Raw genomic sequence first — 18,810 nt, 5'->3', positions numbered from 1 at the left:
ACAACAGCCTGAGCATTTCATTTTCAGCGACGTACACAACCATCACACTGACCCTAAGTTCTGCCGTGGTGGGTAATCTGAAAATATCGCCTGTATTACTTAACGGATATCAGTGAGGTTATATGAGTTTCACGATTAAAAAGAATGTCACTCCGATCAAGGTTTACCACTCCCTGCAAGGGGCTGCTATTGCAGGTGATAGCGAAGAAATCAGTGTGGTTTACGAGGTGACGTCGATTCTTTCGCTCTCCGACCTGGTCGGCGTGGCTGAGTACACTGTAACGCCTGAGGGGGCTGCAATGAGCGGGCGGGGCGAACTACCGTTTGTTTACTCAGGGACTGGAAATCCGCTGGAAGAGGCGGAGAAAGAACTGAAAGAAGGTCTACTCTGAAAACATGATTATATTCTACCTATGTTGCGGTGTTCTCATGTTTTTTGCTGCTTACATCCTTGATGTTATCAGGACAGAAAATAGTTTTGACCGGCTTTTAGCCGTCATGGCCATAGTATTGCTTTGGCCCTTAGTTGTTTCTAGTGTGATAGTTAACATTGTTAGACATGTCCGCCTCAAACACTAACGACTTAAAGATACCCGCCATCTGGCGGGGAGTACTTTAACGCTAACTCTGGTATCAAAAGAATTATTTTAAGGCAATGCAGGTGGTATCAATTTTTATTCAAAACGATATCAAAAGTTTTCGCGCGCTATACGCCTTAGCGATCTGGCGTATGTCGCAAAACCATTTACGGGAACAACCATGAAAATTATCAACGCGCGCCTGCGCCATCAAGAAGCGCTCTATACCCTCGACTTACAGGACGGCGTGATTAAAAGCATCACCGCGCAGGCCGCGGCGCAGGCGGCTGACGCCGACGATATCGACGCTGAACAAAAGCTGGTCATCCCGCCGTTCGTCGAACCGCATATCCATCTTGACGCCACCCTGACGGCGGGCGAGCCGGAGTGGAATATGAGCGGTACCCTGTTTGAGGGCATCGCCCGCTGGAGCCAGCGCAAAGCGAGCGTCACCGTCGAAGATACATGCCAGCGGGCGCTGAAAACCATCGGCATGCTGCGCGACAACGGCGTGCAGCACGTGCGCACCCACATTGATGTCACCGACCCTTCCCTGACGGCGCTTGAGGCGATGCTGAGAGTGAAAAAAGAGGCGGCCCATCTTATCGATCTGCAGATCGTCGCCTTCCCGCAGGAGGGCATTGAGTCCTTCCCCGGCGGACGCGAACTGATGACCCGCGCCATCGAAATGGGCGCCGACGTGGTGGGCGGCATTCCGCACTATGAAAATACCCGCGATAAGGGCGTCAGCTCGCTGGTTTTTCTGATGGACCTGGCCGAGCGCCACGGCTGCCTGGTGGACGTGCACTGCGATGAAACCGACGACCCGCAGTCGCGCTTTCTGGAGGTGCTGGCGGAAGAGGCCCGGGTGCGCGGCATGGGCGCGCAGGTCACCGCCAGCCATACCTGCGCCATGGGCTCCTACGACAATGCCTACTGCTCGAAGCTGTTCCGTCTGCTCAAAGCGTCTGGCATCAATTTTATCTCCTGCCCGACCGAAAGCATTCACCTGCAGGGGCGCTTCGACAGCTGGCCGAAACGCCGCGGCGTGACGCGGGTGGCGGAGCTGGACCGCGCCGGGATCAACGTCTGCTTTGCCCAGGACTCCATTCAGGATCCGTGGTACCCGCTGGGCAACGGCAACATCATGCGCATCCTCGACGCCGGGCTGCATATCTGCCATATGCTGGGATACGAAGATTTGCAGCGCTGCCTCGATCTGATTACCGATAACAGCGCCCGCACCCTGTGCCTCGGCGACAACTACGGCATTGCCGAAGGACGCCCGGCGAACCTGCTGATCCTCGATGCGGAAAACGACTACGACGCGCTGCGCCGCCAGGCCAAAGTGCTGACCTCCATTCGTCACGGCAAAGTTATTTTGCAGCGCCAGGCGGAGCAGATTCGCTATCCGGCATAAGCCTGACGTTGACGCGGCCGCGATGCCGCGTCAACCCACTGCTCGCCCGGGGATTTATGTGGTACCTTTTAACGACTTTTTCTGTGCCGGCCATGGGTTCCAGCGTCGGCGCGGGCTCACTGAGGATAACCCGTACCCTGATACTATGAGCGAAAAAAAATGGATTAAGGCAGAGGACGTTGCCCGACTCGCTGGCGTCTCCCGTTCCGCGGTTTCCCGCACCTTTACGCCCGGCGCATCGGTGGCGGAAAAAACCCGCCAGAAGGTCCTCGCCGCGGCGGAAACGCTGGGCTATCAGGTCAACATTATCGCCCGCACGATGAACACCGGCAGCAGCAATTTTATCGGCATCGTCACCGCCGGCTTTGATAACCCCTTCCGCAGCAAGCTGCTGTCGCCGCTGGTCCACCAGCTGGCGCTCAACGGTTTTATGCCGCTGCTGATGAACGCCGACGATCCGCAGCAGCTCGCCCCGTCGCTCAGGCAGCTGCTGAGCTATCACGTCGCGGGGGTCATTATCACCTCCGGGGCGCCGCCGCTGTCGCTGGCGGAGGAGTATCTGGAGCGAAAAATCCCGGTGACCCTTATCAACCGCCACGCCGAGCTGGCCGGCTGCGATCGCGTGTGCAGCGACAACGCGCAGGGCGCGAAGCTGGTGGCCGACCTGTTTGCCCAGCGCCAGTGGCGCCAGGCCGGGTTTATCGGCGAAAGCCTGGATAACTTCAGTACCCGCCAGCGCTACGAAGCGTTTGTTGCCCATACCCAGGGTATGGAGGTCGCCGCGCACTTCTGCGACAGCAGCGGCTATCAGGCAGGTTTTGCCGCCGCCAGGCAACTGCTTGCCGCGCATCCGCAGCTGCAGGCGCTGTTCTGCGCTACCGATATGCTGGCGCTCGGCGCGCTGGACGGCCTGCGGGCGGACAACCCCGCCGCTTCGCTACCGGCGATTATCGGCTTCGATGATATTCCCCAGGCGGACTGGCAGCCCTATCAGCTGACTACCGTGCAGCAGAATACCGCCCTGCTCGCCCACCACGCGGTGGATCTGCTGGTCACGCGGATCGCCAAATTCAGCCTGCCGTCACGCCATCGCGAAGTGCCGGTGAAACTGATCGTTCGTCAAAGCGCGAAATGAAAAATTCATTTTATGCCGGAGCGATCACAGAATAATTCTTTTAATCCATCCACACTCATTTTGCCCTTCGGGGCTGTTTTTTTCAGGCAACTTGCACACGTGTGCAAAATAGGGAGTTACGATGAAATCACTGGAATTACATGAACTGCAGGCCCGCTATCGTTTAGCCTGCGAGCTGGCGAAGGCCGGCGCTGAGCTGGCGTTCGAATACTATCAACAGCGCGACCGGCTGACGGTAGATCATAAAGGCGAGGATCTGCAGGACGTGGTCAGCGTCGCCGATAAGCGGGTCGAAGCGTTTGTTAAGCAGCGCATTACCGACGCCTTCCCGCAGGACGGTTTTCTCGGCGAGGAGAGCGGGACGCAGATGCCGGACGCGCGCGTGCTGTGGGTTGTCGATCCCATCGACGGCACCAGCTGTTTTCTTAACGGCCTGCACACCTGGTGCCTGTCGCTGGCCATCATAGCCGACGGCGAACCGGTTATCGGCGTGGTGTACGACCCCAACCATCGCGAGCTGTTCCACGCCCTGAAAGGCCAGGGCGCGTGGCTTAACGATGCGCCTATCGCGCCGCATCCGGCAGCAACGGTCAAAGAGGGCGTGATGGGCGTAGGCACCTCGCACCGCGTGACGCCTGCGGTCTTTCTGCCCTTCCTCGATGCGCTGCTGAGCGACGGCGGGATGTTTATCCGCAACGGCTCCGGGGCGCTGATGAGCGCCTGGGCGGCGGCGGGCAGGCTTATCGGCTACTACGAACCGCATATGAACCCCTGGGACGGGCTGCCGGGGCTGGTGCTGATGCGCGAAGCGGGCGGCCTTAGCAACGACTATCTGGCAAACGACGGGATTCGTCACGGTAATCCGCTGCTGCTGGCCAGCAAGACGCTCTATCCACAATTAAAAAACATGCTTTGTCACCCCTTACCTTAACCGCATCGGGTCAGGCTTTATCTGATTATGTACTCTACACAACGACAATCTACCCTCACGGACGAACCACACTAATCAGTCAGGCCTCCGACCTTCGGAGATACCATTATGTCTGGAAGAATTATCGCATTTTTTCGCGCTTCGCCGCCCAAAGCGGGCGGAGAGTTCGATGAGCGGCGCTTTCGCAGCGTGCGCTGGCAAACCTTTATTACCATGACCCTGGCGTACGTCACGTTCTACGTTTGCCGGCTGTCGTTCACCGTCGCCAAAAGCGCGCTGGTGGAGCTCGGCATTACCCCGACGGAGCTGGGCATGATCGGCTCAACGCTGTTTTTCAGCTACGCCATCGGCAAGCTGGTCAACGGCTTTATCGCCGATCATGCCAACGTGGTGCGCTATATGAGCCTTGGGCTGCTGCTGAGCGCCGGGATGAACCTGATGATGGGGATGACCAGCAACGCCATGCTGCTGGCTATCTTCTGGGGGATTAACGGCTGGGCGCAGTCGATGGGCGTCGGCCCGTGCGTGGTATCGCTGGCGCGCTGGTACGGCTGTAAAGAACGAGGCACCTTTTACGCCATCTGGTCGACGGCGCATAACATCGGCGAAGCGATGACCTATATGGTGATCGCGGCGGTGATTGCCGGATTCGGCTGGCAGATGGGCTATCTGTCGACCGCCGCGCTCGGCGCCGCCGGGGTGGTGCTGATGCTGTTGTTTATGCGCGACTCGCCGCAAAGCTGCGGCTTCCCGTCAATCAACGTGATTCGCGACGAACCGCTGGAGGAGACGGAAGCCCGCGGCTCGGTGTTTAAAAACCAGCTGCTGGCGCTGCGCAACCCGGCCCTGTGGGCGCTGGCGCTGGCCTCGGCGTTTATGTATATCGACCGCTACGCGGTGAACTCATGGGGGATCTTCTTCCTGGAGCAGGATAAAGCCTACTCTACCCTCGAAGCGTCCGGGATTATCGGGGTCAACGCTATCGCGGGTATTGCCGGAACGATTATCGCCGGGATGCTCTCCGACCGCTTCTTCCCGCGCAACCGCAGCGTGATGGCCGGTTTTATCAGCCTGCTCAACACCGCCGGCTTCGCGCTGATGCTCTGGTCGCCGCACGGCTACTACACCGATATTCTGGCGATGATTATCTTCGGCGCTACCATCGGGGCGTTGACCTGCTTCCTTGGCGGACTGATCGCCGTCGATATTTCGTCCCGTAAAGCCGCGGGCGCCGCGCTCGGCACCATCGGTATTGCCAGCTACGCGGGGGCGGGACTCGGCGAGTTTCTGACCGGCATCATCATCGATAAAACATCGATAATCGAAAATGGCAAAACGCTGTATGACTTCAGTACGTTATCGCTGTTTTGGGTAGGCACCGGCCTGATGTCCGCGCTATTCTGTTTTACCACCGCTGCGATTGTTGCCAGGCGACACGCGATAGAGCGTCAGACCTCATTCTCGTCATAACCTTTTAACTTATAAGGAATATTTTATGATGCCTGTACGACATCAGGTTTTGCTACGCCTGCTGCTCGCCTGCGCCCTGCCGCTGCTGGCCGCGCCGGGCCACGCCGCCGCGCAGTTTACGCTGGAAAAAGTGGTTGAGCTCAGCCGCCACGGCATTCGTCCGCCGACGGAGGGCAACCGGGAGGCCATCGAAGCCGCGACCCAGCGTCCGTGGACGCAGTGGACCACCCACGACGGCGAGCTGACCGGCCACGGCTACGCCGCCGTCGTCAATAAAGCTCGCGATGAAGGCGCACGCTATCGTCAGCTCGGACTGCTGGCGGTGGGCTGTCCGGCGAGCGGAGAAATTTACGTGCGCGCCAGCCCCCTGCAGCGCACGCGGGCCACCGCCCAGGCGCTGGTGGACGGCGCCTTTCCCGGCTGCGGGGTGATGATTCATCACGTCAGCGGCGACGCCGACCCGCTGTTTCAGACCGATAAATTTGCCGCCACGCAAACCGATCCCGCCCGCCAGCTGGCGGAAGTGAAGAAGACGGCCGGCGATCTGGCGCAGCGTCGGCAGGCGCTGGCTCCGGTGATTCAGCTGCTGAAAAACGCCGTCTGCGCGCCCGATAAGCGCTGCCCGGTATTTGACCTGCCGTGGCAGGTGGAGCAGAGCAAAAGCGGCAAAACGTCGATTAGCGGGCTGAGCGTGATGGCCAATATGGTTGAGACGCTGCGTCTGGGCTGGAGCGAGAACCTGCCTCTCAGCCAGCTGGCGTGGGGCAATATTACCCGCGCCAGCCAGGTCACCGCCCTGCTGCCGCTGCTGACGGAGAACTACGATCTGAGCAACGATGTGTTTTATACCGCGCAAAAACGCGGCTCGATTCTGCTCAACGCCATGCTCGAAGGGGTAAAAGAGGGCGCCGCGCCGAACGTACGCTGGCTGCTGCTGGTGGCGCACGATACCAATATCGCCATGGTGCGTACATTAATGGACTTTAGCTGGCAGCTGCCGGGGTACAGCCGCGGCAATATCCCGCCGGGCAGCAGCCTGGTACTGGAACGCTGGCGCGACACCCATAGCGGAAAACGCTACCTGCGCGTTTACTTCCAGGCGCAAAGTCTGGACGATTTACGCCGCCTGCAAACGCCGGATAGCCAGCATCCGCTGCTGCGCCAGGAGTGGCATCAGGCGGGCTGCCGGACCACCGCCGTCGGGACGCTGTGCCCGTACCAGGCGGCGCTGACGGCGCTTGGCCGTAATATCGACCCGCAGTCCGCTCCGGCGGTAGAGATGGTGCTGCCATAAGTTGAAGGCGAAGCGAGGGAGGTCGCTTCGCCTTTTTCGCTCAGGTTCAGGCCTTTTCTGGCGCAAACGCCCCGGCGGCGACCTGCTCCGGGGTCACCACGCCGCTGTCCAGCACCCAGCCGCTCACTAACGCCGCGGGCGTGACGTCGAACGCCGGATTGTAAACCGCAGCCTCTTTTGGCGCCCACTGCACCGCGCCAAAGCTGCCGGCGACGCCGGTGACTTCGGCAGCCGCCCGCTGCTCAATCGGGATTGCCGCGCCGTTCGGGCAATGGCGGTCCAGGGTAGTCTGCGGCGCGGCCACGTAAAAGGGAATCTGATGATACTTCGCCAGCACCGCCAGCGAATAGGTGCCGATTTTATTCGCCACGTCGCCGTTGGCGGCAATACGGTCAGCGCCCACCCAAACCGCGTCGACCTGGCCCTGCGCCATCAGGCTGGCGGCCATCGAATCGGTAATCAGCCGATACGGCACGCCCAGTTCACCCAGCTCCCAGGCGGTCAAACGTCCGCCCTGTAACAGCGGGCGCGTTTCATCCACCCAGACGTTCGCCACCTTTCCCTGCTGATGCGCCAGCGCAATCACCCCCAGCGCGGTGCCGACGCCCGCCGTCGCCAGGCCGCCGGTATTGCAGTGGGTCAACAGGCGGCTGCCCGGCGTCACCAGCGCGCTGCCCGCCTCGGCGATGCTGGCGCAAAGCTGTTTATCCTCTTCGATCAGGCGCAGCGCTTCCGCTTCCAGAGCCTGTGGAAAGCGCTCCTCCGCCAGCGCCAGCTTCATGCGATCCAGATTATTCATCAGGTTTACCGCCGTCGGACGCGCGGCGCGCAGCGTCTCCAGCGCCTCAGATAGCGCCTCGCGGGTCAGGCCGCGCTGCGCCAGCAGCGCCAGCAGCAGGCTGGCCGACAGGCCAATCAGCGGCGCGCCGCGTACCCGCAGGGCGTGAATATGGTCCACCAGCAGCGCCACGTTATCCGCCGCCAGCCAGCGTTTTTCCTGCGGTAAAGCCTGCTGGTCAAGAATAAAGAGCTGATTTTCGCTTACCCGCAGGCTGGTGGTCTGTAGTGTCTGCATTTAGTTAAATCCCTGTTGCGTTGTTGTATCACATTGTGTCAGGATGAAATCCAGAAGTATAGACGTCTGAACGGCTTAATCAGAATTTTGAGGATCGAGGCAATGTCGCAATACCATACTTTCACGGCCAGCGATGCGGTGGCTTACGCCCAACAATTTGGCGGTATCGACAATCCGTCAGAACTGGTGTCCGCGCAGGAAGTGGGCGACGGCAACCTCAACCTGGTGTTTAAAATTTTCGATATCAGGGGCGTGAGCCGGATTATCGTTAAGCAGGCGCTGCCCTACGTGCGCTGCGTGGGAGAATCCTGGCCGCTGACCCTTGACCGCGCGCGCCTTGAAGCACAAACCCTGGTGGCTCACTATCAGCACTGCCCGCAACACACGGTGCGGATTGTGCATTTCGATCCCGAGCTGGCGGTGATGGTGATGGAAGATCTCTCCGATCACCGCATCTGGCGCGGGGAGCTGATCAACAACGTTTACTACCCCCAGGCCGCCAGCCAGCTGGGGGAATACCTGGCCCAGACGCTGTTCCACACCAGCGACTTTTATCTGCCTCCTCACGAGAAAAAGGCCCAGGTGGCGCAATTTATTAATCCCGAGATGTGCGAAATCACCGAGGATCTGTTCTTTAACGACCCGTATCAGGTTCACGAGCGCAACAGCTATCCAGCCGCGCTGGAAGCCGATGTCGCCGCCCTGCGCGACGATGCCCAGCTGAAGCTGGCGGTGGCCGCGCTCAAGCATCGCTTCTTTTCCCATGCCGAAGCGCTGCTGCACGGCGATATCCACAGCGGCTCGATTTTCGTCGCCGAAGGCAGCTTTAAGGCCATCGACGCCGAGTTCGGCTTTTTCGGCCCGATTGGCTTCGATATCGGCACCGCCATCGGCAACCTGCTGCTCAACTACTGCGGTCTGCCGGGGCATCTGGGCATTCGCGATGCCGCCGCCGCTCGCGAACAGCGCCTCAGCGATATCCAGCAGTTCTGGACCACCTTTGCCGAGCGTTTTCAGGCGCTGGCGGCGGAGAGATCCCGCGACGCCGCGCTGGCCTGGCCCGGCTATGCCTCCGCGTTCCTGAAGAAAGTGTGGGCCGACGCGGTGGGCTTCTGCGGCACCGAACTGATTCGCCGCAGCGTCGGGCTGTCGCACGTGGCGGATATCGATACTATCCAGGACGAAGCCATGCGCCATGAATGCCTGCGCCACGCCATCACGCTGGGTAAAGCGCTGATTGTGATTGCCGGGCGTATCGACAGCGTGGATGAGCTGATTGCGCGAATTCGCCAGTACGGTTGAATCTCCGTCCAGCCTTTCCCGGCTCGCGCTACGCTTAGCCGGGCTACGGGCTGCGATCCGGTAGCCCGGGTAAGGCGTTTACGCCGCAACCCGGGAAGGCAACAACCCACAATCCCCTACCCCAGATACTCAATCACCGACAGCCCGCCGTTATAGTCGGTGCTGTAAATAATTCCCTGCGCGTCGACGAACACGTCGCAGGACTGGATCACCCGCGGGCGACCGGGGCGGGTATCCATCATTTTCGCCGGCGCGGCGGGCACCAGCGCCCCGGTTTCCACCGGCCGATAAGAGTTGGAAATATCGTAAGCGCGAACGCCCGCGTTCTGATAAGTGGCGAAAATCAGCGTTGAGCTGACAAAGCTGCCGGGACGATTCTCATGCAGGTTATGCGGGCCAAAGTGCGCCCCTTTCGCCACGTAGTCAGCTTCGTCCGGCTGCGGGAAAGTGGCGATACTCACCGGATTCGTCGGGTCGCGAATGTCGAACAGCCAGATCAGCTTCTCGCCATCCTGCTGGTTATCCAGCACCGCCTCATCAAGCACCACCAGCAGATCCCGATCCGGGAGCGGCAGCGCGGTGTGGGTGCCGCCGCCAAACGGCGGGCTCCAGTTACGGTGGCTAATCAGCTTCGGCTGAGTGCGGTCCTGCACATCGAGCAGGGTCAGGCCGCCGTCGCGCCAGCTGCCGTAGGCGGTGTCGCCGGCGATAATCGCGTGATGCAGGGCATAGCGCTTACCTTCCGGCCACTGCGCGGTCTCCCCCGCCGCCTGGTTCATCCCCGGCAGCCACCAGCGCCCGGCGACCTCCGGCTTGCGCGGGTCGGCCAGGTCGATAGTCAGGAAAATGTAGTCGCTAAAGCCGTCAATCAGCGCGGAAACGTAGGCCCAGCGTCCGCCGACGTACCAGATTCGGTGGATACCGATGCCGTTAAGCGACAGAAAGGCGATCTCTCGCGGTTTATCCGGAGTGGAAATATCAAAAATCCGCAGCCCGGCGCTCCAGCCCCTATCCCGTACGTCGCTGACCGTCTCGCCCACCGAACGGGTGTAGTACACCTTCTCGTCGGCGAAGCGGGCATCGGCGAACAGATCCCGGGCGTTGATCACCAGCAGCAGATCATCGTGCGCCTGTAAATGGACGTTCCAGGTACCGGGCGGCGCGGCGATGTAGTTGACCGTTTGCGGATGTTTAGGGTCGCGCACATCCACCACGGAAAAGCCCTGCGAGACCATATGGCCGATATAGGCAAAACCACGATGGACCATCAGCTGAACGCCGTCCGGGCGTCCCCCCTGATCGCTATGCCCGATCAGCCGCATATTGCGGCTGTATTCTGGTGTTGGCAAAACACTCATTTGTTTTTCGCTTCCAGGGTAGCGAACCACGGGGCGATAAAGTCTTCGGTCTGGCCCCAGCCCGGGATAATTTTACCCAGCGAGGCGACGTTAACCGCCCCCGGCTGCGCCGCCAGCAGCGCCTGCGGGATCGCCGCCGCCTTAAAGTCGTAGGTCGCAGGCGTCGGTTCCCCGGCAATCTTATTGGCGATCAAGCGCACGTTGGTGGCGCCGATAAGCTTCGGATCCACCGCTACGCTCACCTTCCACGGGCTGCCGGATTCGCGCATCAGCTGCAGATCCTGGTTGGAAATGTCGATGCTGTAGAGTTTGATCTCGGTGCGGCCGTTCTCTTTCAGCGCTTTATAGGCGCCCTGGCTGAAGGCGTCCCAGGTTCCCCAGATGGCATCAATTTTACCTTTCGGGTATTTCGCCAGGATCGCGCCGACCTTGTTGGCGGTATCGCCCTGCACGTCGGAAGAGACCGCGCCGATGGATTCCAGCTCTTTGATGCCGGGGTTTTGTTTAAGCAGCGTCTGGTAGGCCGCCTGGCGGCGCTCCATCGGCGGGAAACCCGCGACCCACAGTTTGACGATATTGGCTTTGCCGTTGAAATCTTTCACCAGCTGGCCAAAGGAGAGCTCGGTCAGCGAAGCATCATCCTGCTGGGTGACGGTGACGCCCGGGATCTGGCCGTTTACCGCGGTATCGAAGACCGAGACTTTGATCCCGGCGTCCACCGCTTTTTTCACCAGCGCGGTGGCGTAGGGATCGCGCCCCTGAGAAAGGATAATGCCGTCGTATTTCTGGCTAATCGCCTGGTTAACGAAGTCCTGGAATTTGGCGTCATCACCGTTGCTGAGGAAGGTACTGATTTTAAAGCCGAGCTTTTTCCCCTCCTGGATCGCTCCGGAGACAAACTGAGTGGTGTTATCGTCGGAGCCCAGGTTGCGGATCACCGCAATGCGAATCGGCCCGCTGTGTTCAGCAATGGCAGCCGGAAGCGGCGTCGGGGTTTCAGCAAAGGCCGCTGCAGCGTTGAACAACCCCAGCGCGATGAGTGAAAATGTTATCTTTTTCATAGTGTTTCCTTTTTGTTACCCTAAATAATTCGAATTGCAGGACGGCGGCAAGTAAACGAATCCCGATGAGCTTACATAAGTAAGTTATTCGGGTGAGTGAACGCAGCCAACACACCTGCAATTTGAAGAATGACGGGTAAAATTTTAGATGCGGCGCTGAAAATAAGTCAGTGCGAGCGCGCCAGCCAGCACCAGCCCTTTAATAATGTCCATCGCGTAATAGGGCACCGAGAGCATCACCAGGCCGTTGGAAAGCACGCCTAAAATGACCGCCCCCACCAGCGTACCGAGCGCGTTCGGCTTACCGGAACCGGCCAGCGAGAAGCCAATCCACGCCGCCGCCACCGCATCCATCAGGTAGCCGCCGCCGGCGTTCACCTGCGATGAGCCGATGCGCGACGCCAGCAGAATGCCGCCGAGCCCCGCCAGCAGAGAGGCGATGACGTACGCCGCCACTTTGTAACGGGTGATGCGCAGGCCGGAGAGGCGCGCCGCTTCCGGGTTGCCGCCGATGGCGTACATCCGCCGTCCGTGGGTGGTAAAAGAGAGCGCCAGCTGAGCGATAACGGTCACCACCAGCATAATGATCACTATCGTTGGCACCTGCCCCAGCGAACCGAACGCCCCCGGAATCGCGCCTTCCGCCATATCGCCGCTCGGCAGCACCATGTTTTCGGTGATCGACCCGCCGTAGCTGTAGGTCATCGCCACGCCCTGAATCACGAACAGGCTGGCAAGCGTCGCCAGCATGTCGGGAATACGCAGGATCACGATCAGAAACGCGTTAAATAGCCCCACTAAGGTACAGAGCGCCAGGGTGATAAGGATCGCCTCGGTGGTGCCGAAGCCGTGCCAGACAAACAGCGAAATCACCAGCGCATTGGCCAGCGAGGCGGTGGAGCCCACGGACAAATCGAAACCGCCGATGGTCAGGGATATCGATACGCCGATGGCGATCACCGTCACGATGGCGATGGAACGCAGGATGTTGATGATGTTAAACGGGTCGAGGAAGTTGTCCGACGCCAGGCCAAAAACGGCGATCAGCAGGACGACGGTCAGCAACATGCCCCATTTGTAGAGAAAATCGAAAAATCGCTGACGGCCCGATACCGTCGCGTTAACTGCCAGGGCCTTACTCACGCTGCTGCTCCTCCGGTGGAGTAATAAAGAATGTTCTCTTCCCGGGCCTCCGCGCCCGCAATTTCCGCCACGATGCGCCCGTCCCACAGCACGCAGATGCGATCGCACAGGCCGACCAGCTCGGCGAATTCGCCCGAGGCGTAAATCACCCCTTTGCCTTCCCGCGCCAGGCCGTCGATCACATTGAATAAATCCGTTTTGGCTTTGACGTCGACCCCTTTGGTCGGCTCATCGAAAATCAGGACGTTGGCGTTGCCGCGCAGCCATTTGCCTATCGCCACTTTTTGCTGATTGCCGCCGGAGAGACGGCGCAGGGTTTGCGCCGGACCCGATGTCCGAATGCCCACCCGGGCGATCACCTCTTCCGCCCAGCGCCAGGCCTGACGATGGCCAAACAGGCTCCAGCGGGAGAAGCTGCTATCGGCGCTGACCGCCAGGTTCATCGCCACCGTTTCTTCGATAAAAATGCCCTCTTTGCGCCGCTCTTCCGGCACCAGCGCCAGACCGCGCGCCACCGAGTCCGCCGGGTCGCGCGGTCGCCACGGCTGGCTGTTCAGTTCGCCGCGGGTCAAACGGCTTTTGCTGGCGCCAAACAGCGCCTTACACAGCTCGGTTTTCCCGGCGCCCGCCAGTCCGGCGATCCCCAGAATCTCCCCCTTGCGCAGACGCAACGAGATATCCTGCAGCAGCCCTTCGTCGTGCAGCCCTTCAACCTGTAGCAGCACCTCATCGCTATGCGGCGGCCGCTTCGGCGGAAAGATATCGCTCAGCTCGTGCCCGAGCATCTTCTCGACGATCTGCTCGCCGCTCAGGTCGGCCATCGGCCCGCTCTCAATCAGCCGGCCGTCGCGCAGCACCGTCAGGGTGTCGCAGACCGCTTTTAATTCATGAATACGGTGCGAGATAAACACGATACCAATGCCCTGCCGCTGCAGGCGGCGAACCACCGCAAACAGGCGCTCGCTTTCGTTTTGGTCCAGCGGCGCGGTCGGTTCATCGAGGATAAGAAAGCGGCAGTGATGCGACAGCGCGCGGGCCAGCAGGATTTGCTGTTTTTCCGCCAGCGTACAGCTGTCGATGGAGCGGCGTACATCGAGGCTGACGTCAAGCTGAGCCAGCGCCTCGCGCGCCAGCTGGCGCAGCCGCCCCCAGCGGAAGGCGATCCCCGGCTCCGCCAGCCTGTCGAGCATGATGTTTTCCGCGATGCTCAGGCCCGGGACCAGCGCCACGTCAACCTCCTGCTGCACCAGATGGATCCCCAGCTGTTTGGCATCGCGCGGCGAGCGGATGCTTACCGACTGGTTGTTAATCACCACCTCGCCTTCGTAGTGGGCGTGCGTGCCGCACAGCACCGCCATGAGCGTGGACTTACCCGCGCCGTTGGCGCCGGTCAGCGCATGCACCGATCCCCCCGTCAGGGTGAAAGCCACGTTGCTGAGCGCCCGAAAGCCGGAAAAGGCCAGGCTAATATTTTGCATCTCAAGGCGATTGCCGGTCATCCCCTGCACCCTGTCGATTAATGTTCTGATTTAACGAATTTTTCATAGCTCTCCTTGACTGACAAATGCATAAAAGGCATAAGATAAAGCGAAATAATATTAGCCATCCGGATGTCCAGACATAACATCGGGTTAGCGAAACAGCACAAGGACAGCATTGATGAGTCACAGCGATATCCGCGTGGTCCCCGGCCCCGCCAACTACTATTCCCATCCCGGCAGCCTTGCCCGGCTGCAGGATTTTTACAGCGAAGAACAGCTTTCACGCGCGGTGTGGGTTTACGGCGAGCGGGCTATCGCGGGCGCGCAGGCTTTCCTGCCGGCAGCGTTTAACGCGCCTGGCGCCAAAAAAATATTATTTAAAGGCCACTGCAGCGAAAGCGACGTCAGCGAGCTGGCCCGCGCATCCGGCGACGATCGGTCGGTGGTGATTGGCGTGGGCGGCGGCGCGCTGCTCGATACCGCGAAGGCGCTGGCCCGTCGCCTCGGCCTGCCGGTGGTGGCCATCCCCACCATCGCCGCCACCTGCGCGGCGTGGACGCCGCTGTCGGTGTGGTATAACGATGCCGGTCAGGCGCTGCAGTTTGAAATCTTCGACGACGCCAACTTTCTGGTGCTGGTGGAGCCGCACATTATTCTTAACGCGCCGGCGGAATATCTGCTGGCGGGCATCGGCGATACGCTGGCGAAATGGTATGAAGCGGTGGTGCTGGCTCCGCAGCCGGAGACGCTGCCGCTCACCGTGCGCCTGGGTATCAACGGCGCGCTGGCGATCCGCGATGTTCTGCTGGAAAGCAGCGAAACCGCGCTGGCCGACCAGCAGCGCGGCGAGCTGACCCAGGCGTTTCGCGACGTGGTGGATGCGGTTATCGCCGGCGGCGGTATGGTCGGCGGGCTGGGCGAGCGCTATACCCGCGTCGCCGCCGCCCACGCGGTGCACAACGGGCTGACGGTACTGCCGCAGACCGAGAAGTATCTTCACGGGACCAAAGTCGCCTACGGCATTCTGGTCCAGAGCGCCCTGCTCGGCCAGGACGACGTGCTGGCGCAGCTGGTGCAGGCGTATCGGCGCTTTAATCTGCCGACTACGCTGGCGGCGCTGGAGGTGGACATCAACAACCGCGAACAGCTGGATAAGGTGATTGCCCATACCCTGCGCCCGGTGGAGTCCATCCATTTTCTGCCGGTTGAACTGAACGCCGAAACCCTGCGCGCGGCGTTTGAGAAGGTCGAACGTTTCGCCGGTTAATCCCCCGTTTTATTCGCCTCTGCCGCCCGGCGGAGGCGCTTTCGAGCCGCTTCGCAAAGCCGATGTTTCTGCCTTCGCCAGAAGACGATTCTGCGTTAGGGTACCCTCATAAGAAAATAACAAACTTATCTTATAAACTTATTATTTTCTTATGTTCAACTGAGGTGTACAGTGGAGGTACATAGCATGCTCATCTGGTCAAAAGTGGCAAAAAAGGCACTGGCAAATATCGATTATCGCTATCAGCAGAGAATCAAAAGCAGGCTAGCTGATTTAGGTGACCGTACGGCTCCTCGGCCCGATGTCAGAAAGTTATCTAAACCAGAGAATCATTACCGTCTTCGGGTAGGGGATTATCGGGTCATTTTCACACGTCAGGGGCTGACGCTGAGCGACCTGTTTATCGTGTCCGTTAAGCGCAGAACCTCAACAACCTATTTGCATGAGGAGAATATGCCATATGGCTGTTCAGATAATTAAGGATGATGAAGGGAAAGCGCAGTACGCGGTGATCCCCTACGACGAATACTTCCAGATGTGTTTGCAGCTAGCCGAGCTGGATGATGAAACGGAAGCCGATCTTGAAGATATTCCGGTAGAACACGATATCTACGACAACGTGATGCTGCCGGGTGACGTCTGCGACATCATGGATAAAGAGAAAGTCAGCCTGCAGGCGGCCTGGCGCATTTTGCGCGGCCTGTCGCAGCAGGAGGTGGCCAATAAGCTCGGGATTAGCCAGTCGGCGGTATCCCAGCTAGAAGCTATCGACTCCCGCCCGCAAAAGCGCACCCGCGAAAAGCTGGCGGCAATATACGGCTGCACCCAGGAGCAGATCAGCCTGTATCTGCCGAAAGAGGGTTAACAGCACTTCGCGCCGCCTTTACCGCCGTAGCGCGCGTCCTGACGCTCGCGAAAAAACTCTTCATAGGTCATCGGCGTTTGTTCCGGATGGGTCGCGCGGATGTGCTCCACGTAGTTGTCGTAATCCGGGACGCCGATCATCATTTTCGCCGCCTGGCCTAAATATTTTCCGGCTTTCGAAAGGGTATCAAACATTTTCAACTCCCATCATCGCCCCCCTTCTCGCAAAGGAGGGCGATAACGTCATGGCTTAGTGGGCGCGTTTCGCCTGGGTCACCAGGCTATCAGCATCAGCAGGCATCGCCTGGTAAGGGGTCTCTTTCGCCGTCGGTTTGTCCTCTTTCAGCGCCGCCAGCGCGGTCTTAATCGAGAACAGCGCCAGCACGACCACCACCACCATAAAGAAGATGGTCAGCCCGGCATCCAGACGGTTGTTAAACACCAGCTGCGCCAGCTGCGACTCGGTGTACTGCGGCGGAATATTGCCGCTGTCAATCATCGCCTGGAACTTGTTGGCAATCGCCAGGAAGCCCACTTTGGTATCGGTGCTGAACGACTTCTGCCAGCCCGCGGTCAGGGTACAGATCAGCAGCCAGGAGGTCGGCAGCAGCGCGACCCAGGCATAGCGCTGGCGCTTCATCTTAAACAGTACCACCGCGCAGAGCATCAGCGCCATCCCCGCCAGCATCTGGTTGGCAATACCAAACAGCGGCCACAGCGTGTTGATGCCGCCAAGCGGGTCAACCACGCCCTGATGCAGGAAGTAGCCCCACGCCAGCACGCACAGCGCCGTGGCGAGAAGGTTCGCCGGCAGCGAGCTGGTTTGCTTCAGGCTCGGGTTAATCACCCCGAGCAGATCCTGCAGCATAAAGCGCGCCGCGCGCGTGCCGGCATCCACCGCGGTCAGGATAAACAGCGCCTCGAACAGAATCGCGAAGTGATACCAGAAGGAGACGTCCATCAGGCCGCCCAGCGAACCGTGCAGAATATAGGCCATGCCCACCGCCAGCGTCGGCGCGCCGCCCGCACGGGAGATAATCGACTGTTCCCCCACTTCGGTCGCAATCTGGTTAAGCGTATCCGGGGTTACGGTAAAGCCCCAGCTGCTCACCACCTGCGCCGCCGACGCTACCACATCGGTCACGCCCGCCGGAGCCAGCACCGCCATTGGGCTGTTCATCGCGAAGTAGACGCCCGGGTCGATAATACAGGCCGCCACCAGCGCCATAATCGCCACGAAGGACTCCATCAGCATGCCGCCGTAGCCGATAAAGCAGGCCTGGCCTTCATTAGCCAGCATCTTCGGCGTCGTGCCGGAGGAAATCAGGGCATGGAAGCCGGAAACCGCGCCGCAGGCGATGGTGATAAACAGGAACGGGAACAGGCTGCCGCTCCATACCGGGCCGGTGCCATCGATAAATTTGGTCAGCGCCGGCATCGTCAGCGTCGGGCGCATAATCAGAATACCAATCGCCAGACCGACAATAGTGCCGATTTTCAGGAAGGTGGAGAGGTAGTCGCGAGGCGCCAGCAGCAGCCAGACCGGCAGCACCGCGGCGATAAACCCGTAGCCCACCAGAATCCAGGTGAGCTGTACGCCGGTGTAGTCAAACCACGGCGCCCAGGTCGGGCTTTCCGCCACCCAGCCGCCGGAAATGATGGCGAACACCAGCATCACCAGACCAATCACCGACACCTCGCCAATGCGCCCGGGGCGCAGATAGCGAATATAGATCCCCATGAAAATCGCCAGCGGGATGGTAAAGGCCACGGTGTAAGTCCCCCACGGGCTGTGGGTCAGCGCTTTCACCACGATCATCGCCAGTACCGCGAGGATAATCACCATGATCATAAAGCAGGCTACCAGCGCCAGTACGCCGGCGGTCGGGCCCATCTCCTCTTTCACCAGCTCGCCGAGCGAACGTCCGTCGCGACGGGTGGAGACGAACAGCACCATAAAGTCCTGTACCGCTCCGGCCAGCACCACGCCCGCGAGGATCCAGATCATTCCCGGCAGATAGCCCATCTGCGCCGCCAGCACCGGACCAACCAGCGGCCCCGCGCCGGCAATGGCCGCAAAATGGTGACCGAACAGCACTTTCTTATCGGTTGGAACGTAGTCGAGGCCGTCGTTGTGACGCACCGCCGGAGTCATGCGCGTCGGGTCGACCGCCAGCACGTTTTTAGCGATATACAGGCCGTAAAAGCGATAGGCGATCAGATAGACGCAGACTGCCGCGACGACAATCCACAGCGCGTTAATCTGTTCACCCCGGTTTAGCGCGATATAGCCCAGGGCAAAGGCTCCGATAACGGAGAGCAGTGTCCAGATGAGGTATTTCCCTGAATTATTCATCATTGTGTTCCACAGGTAGGGTAATCAGGATGTTACAAGTTGTTTCTAGAACACAATGGAAGTTTTAACAACTTT

Annotated in this window: 17 protein-coding genes; 10 read left to right on the top strand and 7 right to left on the bottom strand. The window is 59.9% G+C overall.

Going from position 1 to position 18,810, the window contains the following annotated elements; genetic code table 11:
* Window positions 1-122 precede the first annotated feature (122 nt).
* The 6 genes from SIK97_RS20480 to SIK97_RS20455 all read left to right on the top strand — a co-directional run bounded on the left by SIK97_RS20480 (window position 123) and on the right by SIK97_RS20455 (window position 6,828).
* Window positions 123-392, top strand: a complete 270-nt coding sequence (locus SIK97_RS20480) for a hypothetical protein (RefSeq protein ID WP_319610960.1) — start codon at window positions 123-125, stop codon at window positions 390-392.
* 367 nt (window positions 393-759) lie between these two features.
* Window positions 760-1,998, top strand: coding sequence for a cytosine deaminase (codA, locus tag SIK97_RS20475; protein ID WP_057173674.1), 1,239 nt, complete (start codon window positions 760-762; stop codon window positions 1,996-1,998).
* A gap of 145 nt (window positions 1,999-2,143) precedes the next feature.
* Window positions 2,144-3,133 (top strand): LacI family DNA-binding transcriptional regulator, encoded by a 990-nt coding sequence (locus tag SIK97_RS20470; RefSeq protein ID WP_014228374.1) that lies wholly within the window; start codon window positions 2,144-2,146, stop codon window positions 3,131-3,133.
* Between the two features lie 121 nt (window positions 3,134-3,254).
* Window positions 3,255-4,064: an inositol monophosphatase family protein gene (locus tag SIK97_RS20465; RefSeq protein WP_057173672.1), complete on the top strand. Its 810-nt coding sequence runs from the start codon at window positions 3,255-3,257 to the stop codon at window positions 4,062-4,064.
* Between the two features lie 108 nt (window positions 4,065-4,172).
* Window positions 4,173-5,534 carry an MFS transporter gene (locus SIK97_RS20460; protein ID WP_004848711.1) on the top strand — a complete coding sequence of 454 codons (1,362 nt, stop codon included), beginning with the start codon at window positions 4,173-4,175 and terminating at the stop codon, window positions 5,532-5,534.
* Between the two features lie 25 nt (window positions 5,535-5,559).
* Window positions 5,560-6,828 carry a histidine-type phosphatase gene (locus SIK97_RS20455; RefSeq protein WP_057173670.1) on the top strand — a complete coding sequence of 423 codons (1,269 nt, stop codon included), beginning with the start codon at window positions 5,560-5,562 and terminating at the stop codon, window positions 6,826-6,828.
* Window positions 6,829-6,874: 46 nt separating this feature from the next.
* On the opposite strand, the gene mtnA is transcribed toward SIK97_RS20455, so the two are convergent.
* Window positions 6,875-7,903 (bottom strand): S-methyl-5-thioribose-1-phosphate isomerase, encoded by a 1,029-nt coding sequence (gene mtnA, locus SIK97_RS20450; RefSeq protein ID WP_014837785.1) that lies wholly within the window; start codon window positions 7,901-7,903, stop codon window positions 6,875-6,877.
* A 102-nt stretch (window positions 7,904-8,005) separates the two neighbouring features.
* Between mtnA and mtnK the strand changes: the two genes are divergently transcribed.
* On the top strand, window positions 8,006-9,205 hold the full coding sequence (mtnK, locus tag SIK97_RS20445; RefSeq protein ID WP_057173668.1) for an S-methyl-5-thioribose kinase: 1,200 nt from the start codon (window positions 8,006-8,008) through the stop codon (window positions 9,203-9,205).
* Between the two features lie 116 nt (window positions 9,206-9,321).
* On the opposite strand, the gene SIK97_RS20440 is transcribed toward mtnK, so the two are convergent.
* The 4 genes from SIK97_RS20440 to SIK97_RS20425 all read right to left on the bottom strand — a co-directional run bounded on the left by SIK97_RS20440 (window position 9,322) and on the right by SIK97_RS20425 (window position 14,266).
* Window positions 9,322-10,563: an LVIVD repeat-containing protein gene (locus SIK97_RS20440; RefSeq protein ID WP_057173666.1), complete on the bottom strand. Its 1,242-nt coding sequence runs from the start codon at window positions 10,561-10,563 to the stop codon at window positions 9,322-9,324.
* Window positions 10,560-11,624, bottom strand: a complete 1,065-nt coding sequence (locus SIK97_RS20435) for a sugar ABC transporter substrate-binding protein (protein ID WP_014228368.1) — start codon at window positions 11,622-11,624, stop codon at window positions 10,560-10,562. The genes SIK97_RS20440 and SIK97_RS20435 overlap by 4 nt, the downstream gene beginning before the upstream one ends.
* Window positions 11,625-11,768: 144 nt before the next feature.
* Window positions 11,769-12,767, bottom strand: a complete 999-nt coding sequence (locus tag SIK97_RS20430; protein ID WP_057173664.1) for an ABC transporter permease — start codon at window positions 12,765-12,767, stop codon at window positions 11,769-11,771.
* Window positions 12,764-14,266, bottom strand: a complete 1,503-nt coding sequence (locus SIK97_RS20425; RefSeq protein ID WP_057173662.1) for a sugar ABC transporter ATP-binding protein — start codon at window positions 14,264-14,266, stop codon at window positions 12,764-12,766. Before SIK97_RS20425 ends, SIK97_RS20430 begins: the two co-directional genes overlap by 4 nt.
* 160 nt (window positions 14,267-14,426) lie before the next feature.
* On the opposite strand from SIK97_RS20425, the gene SIK97_RS20420 reads away from it, so the two are divergent.
* The 3 genes from SIK97_RS20420 (at window position 14,427) to SIK97_RS20410 (ending at window position 16,380) form a co-directional block, all read left to right on the top strand.
* Window positions 14,427-15,515 (top strand): oxidoreductase, encoded by a 1,089-nt coding sequence (locus SIK97_RS20420; RefSeq protein WP_014228365.1) that lies wholly within the window; start codon window positions 14,427-14,429, stop codon window positions 15,513-15,515.
* A 186-nt stretch (window positions 15,516-15,701) separates the two neighbouring features.
* Window positions 15,702-15,995, top strand: a complete 294-nt coding sequence (locus tag SIK97_RS20415) for a type II toxin-antitoxin system RelE family toxin (RefSeq protein ID WP_071957385.1) — start codon at window positions 15,702-15,704, stop codon at window positions 15,993-15,995.
* Entirely contained in the window at window positions 15,976-16,380 is a 405-nt protein-coding gene (locus SIK97_RS20410; protein WP_004100084.1) for a helix-turn-helix domain-containing protein, read from the top strand. The genes SIK97_RS20415 and SIK97_RS20410 overlap by 20 nt, the downstream gene beginning before the upstream one ends.
* Here the strand turns inward: SIK97_RS20410 and SIK97_RS20405 are convergent.
* On the bottom strand, window positions 16,377-16,574 hold the full coding sequence (locus SIK97_RS20405) for a YbdD/YjiX family protein (RefSeq protein ID WP_004130340.1): 198 nt from the start codon (window positions 16,572-16,574) through the stop codon (window positions 16,377-16,379). The genes SIK97_RS20410 and SIK97_RS20405 overlap by 4 nt on opposite strands.
* Before the next feature lie 55 nt (window positions 16,575-16,629).
* Window positions 16,630-18,735 (bottom strand): pyruvate/proton symporter CstA, encoded by a 2,106-nt coding sequence (gene cstA / locus SIK97_RS20400; protein ID WP_057173660.1) that lies wholly within the window; start codon window positions 18,733-18,735, stop codon window positions 16,630-16,632.
* Window positions 18,736-18,810: the final 75 nt, after the last annotated feature.

It is taken from the genome of Klebsiella sp. JN_Kp126 (genome assembly GCF_033843325.1).
Classification (GTDB): domain Bacteria; phylum Pseudomonadota; class Gammaproteobacteria; order Enterobacterales; family Enterobacteriaceae; genus Klebsiella; species Klebsiella michiganensis.
The sequence above is the reverse complement of the archived record's forward strand: the minus strand, read 5'-3'. Positions and strand labels throughout refer to the sequence as shown.

What these genes read in the sequence shown, in the direction of transcription:
- SIK97_RS20480 (WP_319610960.1), top strand. Translation starts at nt 123, where the DNA reads ATGAGTTTCACGATTAAAAAGAATGTCACTCCGATCAAGGTTTACCAC.
- codA (WP_057173674.1), top strand. Translation starts at nt 760, where the DNA reads ATGAAAATTATCAACGCGCGCCTGCGCCATCAAGAAGCGCTCTATACC.
- SIK97_RS20470 (WP_014228374.1), top strand. Translation starts at nt 2,144, where the DNA reads ATGAGCGAAAAAAAATGGATTAAGGCAGAGGACGTTGCCCGACTCGCT.
- SIK97_RS20465 (WP_057173672.1), top strand. Translation starts at nt 3,255, where the DNA reads ATGAAATCACTGGAATTACATGAACTGCAGGCCCGCTATCGTTTAGCC.
- SIK97_RS20460 (WP_004848711.1), top strand. Translation starts at nt 4,173, where the DNA reads ATGTCTGGAAGAATTATCGCATTTTTTCGCGCTTCGCCGCCCAAAGCG.
- SIK97_RS20455 (WP_057173670.1), top strand. Translation starts at nt 5,560, where the DNA reads ATGATGCCTGTACGACATCAGGTTTTGCTACGCCTGCTGCTCGCCTGC.
- mtnA (WP_014837785.1), bottom strand. Translation starts at nt 7,903, where the DNA reads ATGCAGACACTACAGACCACCAGCCTGCGGGTAAGCGAAAATCAGCTC.
- mtnK (WP_057173668.1), top strand. Translation starts at nt 8,006, where the DNA reads ATGTCGCAATACCATACTTTCACGGCCAGCGATGCGGTGGCTTACGCC.
- SIK97_RS20440 (WP_057173666.1), bottom strand. Translation starts at nt 10,563, where the DNA reads ATGAGTGTTTTGCCAACACCAGAATACAGCCGCAATATGCGGCTGATC.
- SIK97_RS20435 (WP_014228368.1), bottom strand. Translation starts at nt 11,624, where the DNA reads ATGAAAAAGATAACATTTTCACTCATCGCGCTGGGGTTGTTCAACGCT.
- SIK97_RS20425 (WP_057173662.1), bottom strand. Translation starts at nt 14,266, where the DNA reads ATGACCGGCAATCGCCTTGAGATGCAAAATATTAGCCTGGCCTTTTCC.
- SIK97_RS20420 (WP_014228365.1), top strand. Translation starts at nt 14,427, where the DNA reads ATGAGTCACAGCGATATCCGCGTGGTCCCCGGCCCCGCCAACTACTAT.
- SIK97_RS20415 (WP_071957385.1), top strand. Translation starts at nt 15,702, where the DNA reads ATGCTCATCTGGTCAAAAGTGGCAAAAAAGGCACTGGCAAATATCGAT.
- SIK97_RS20410 (WP_004100084.1), top strand. Translation starts at nt 15,976, where the DNA reads ATGGCTGTTCAGATAATTAAGGATGATGAAGGGAAAGCGCAGTACGCG.
- SIK97_RS20405 (WP_004130340.1), bottom strand. Translation starts at nt 16,574, where the DNA reads ATGTTTGATACCCTTTCGAAAGCCGGAAAATATTTAGGCCAGGCGGCG.
- cstA (WP_057173660.1), bottom strand. Translation starts at nt 18,735, where the DNA reads ATGAATAATTCAGGGAAATACCTCATCTGGACACTGCTCTCCGTTATC.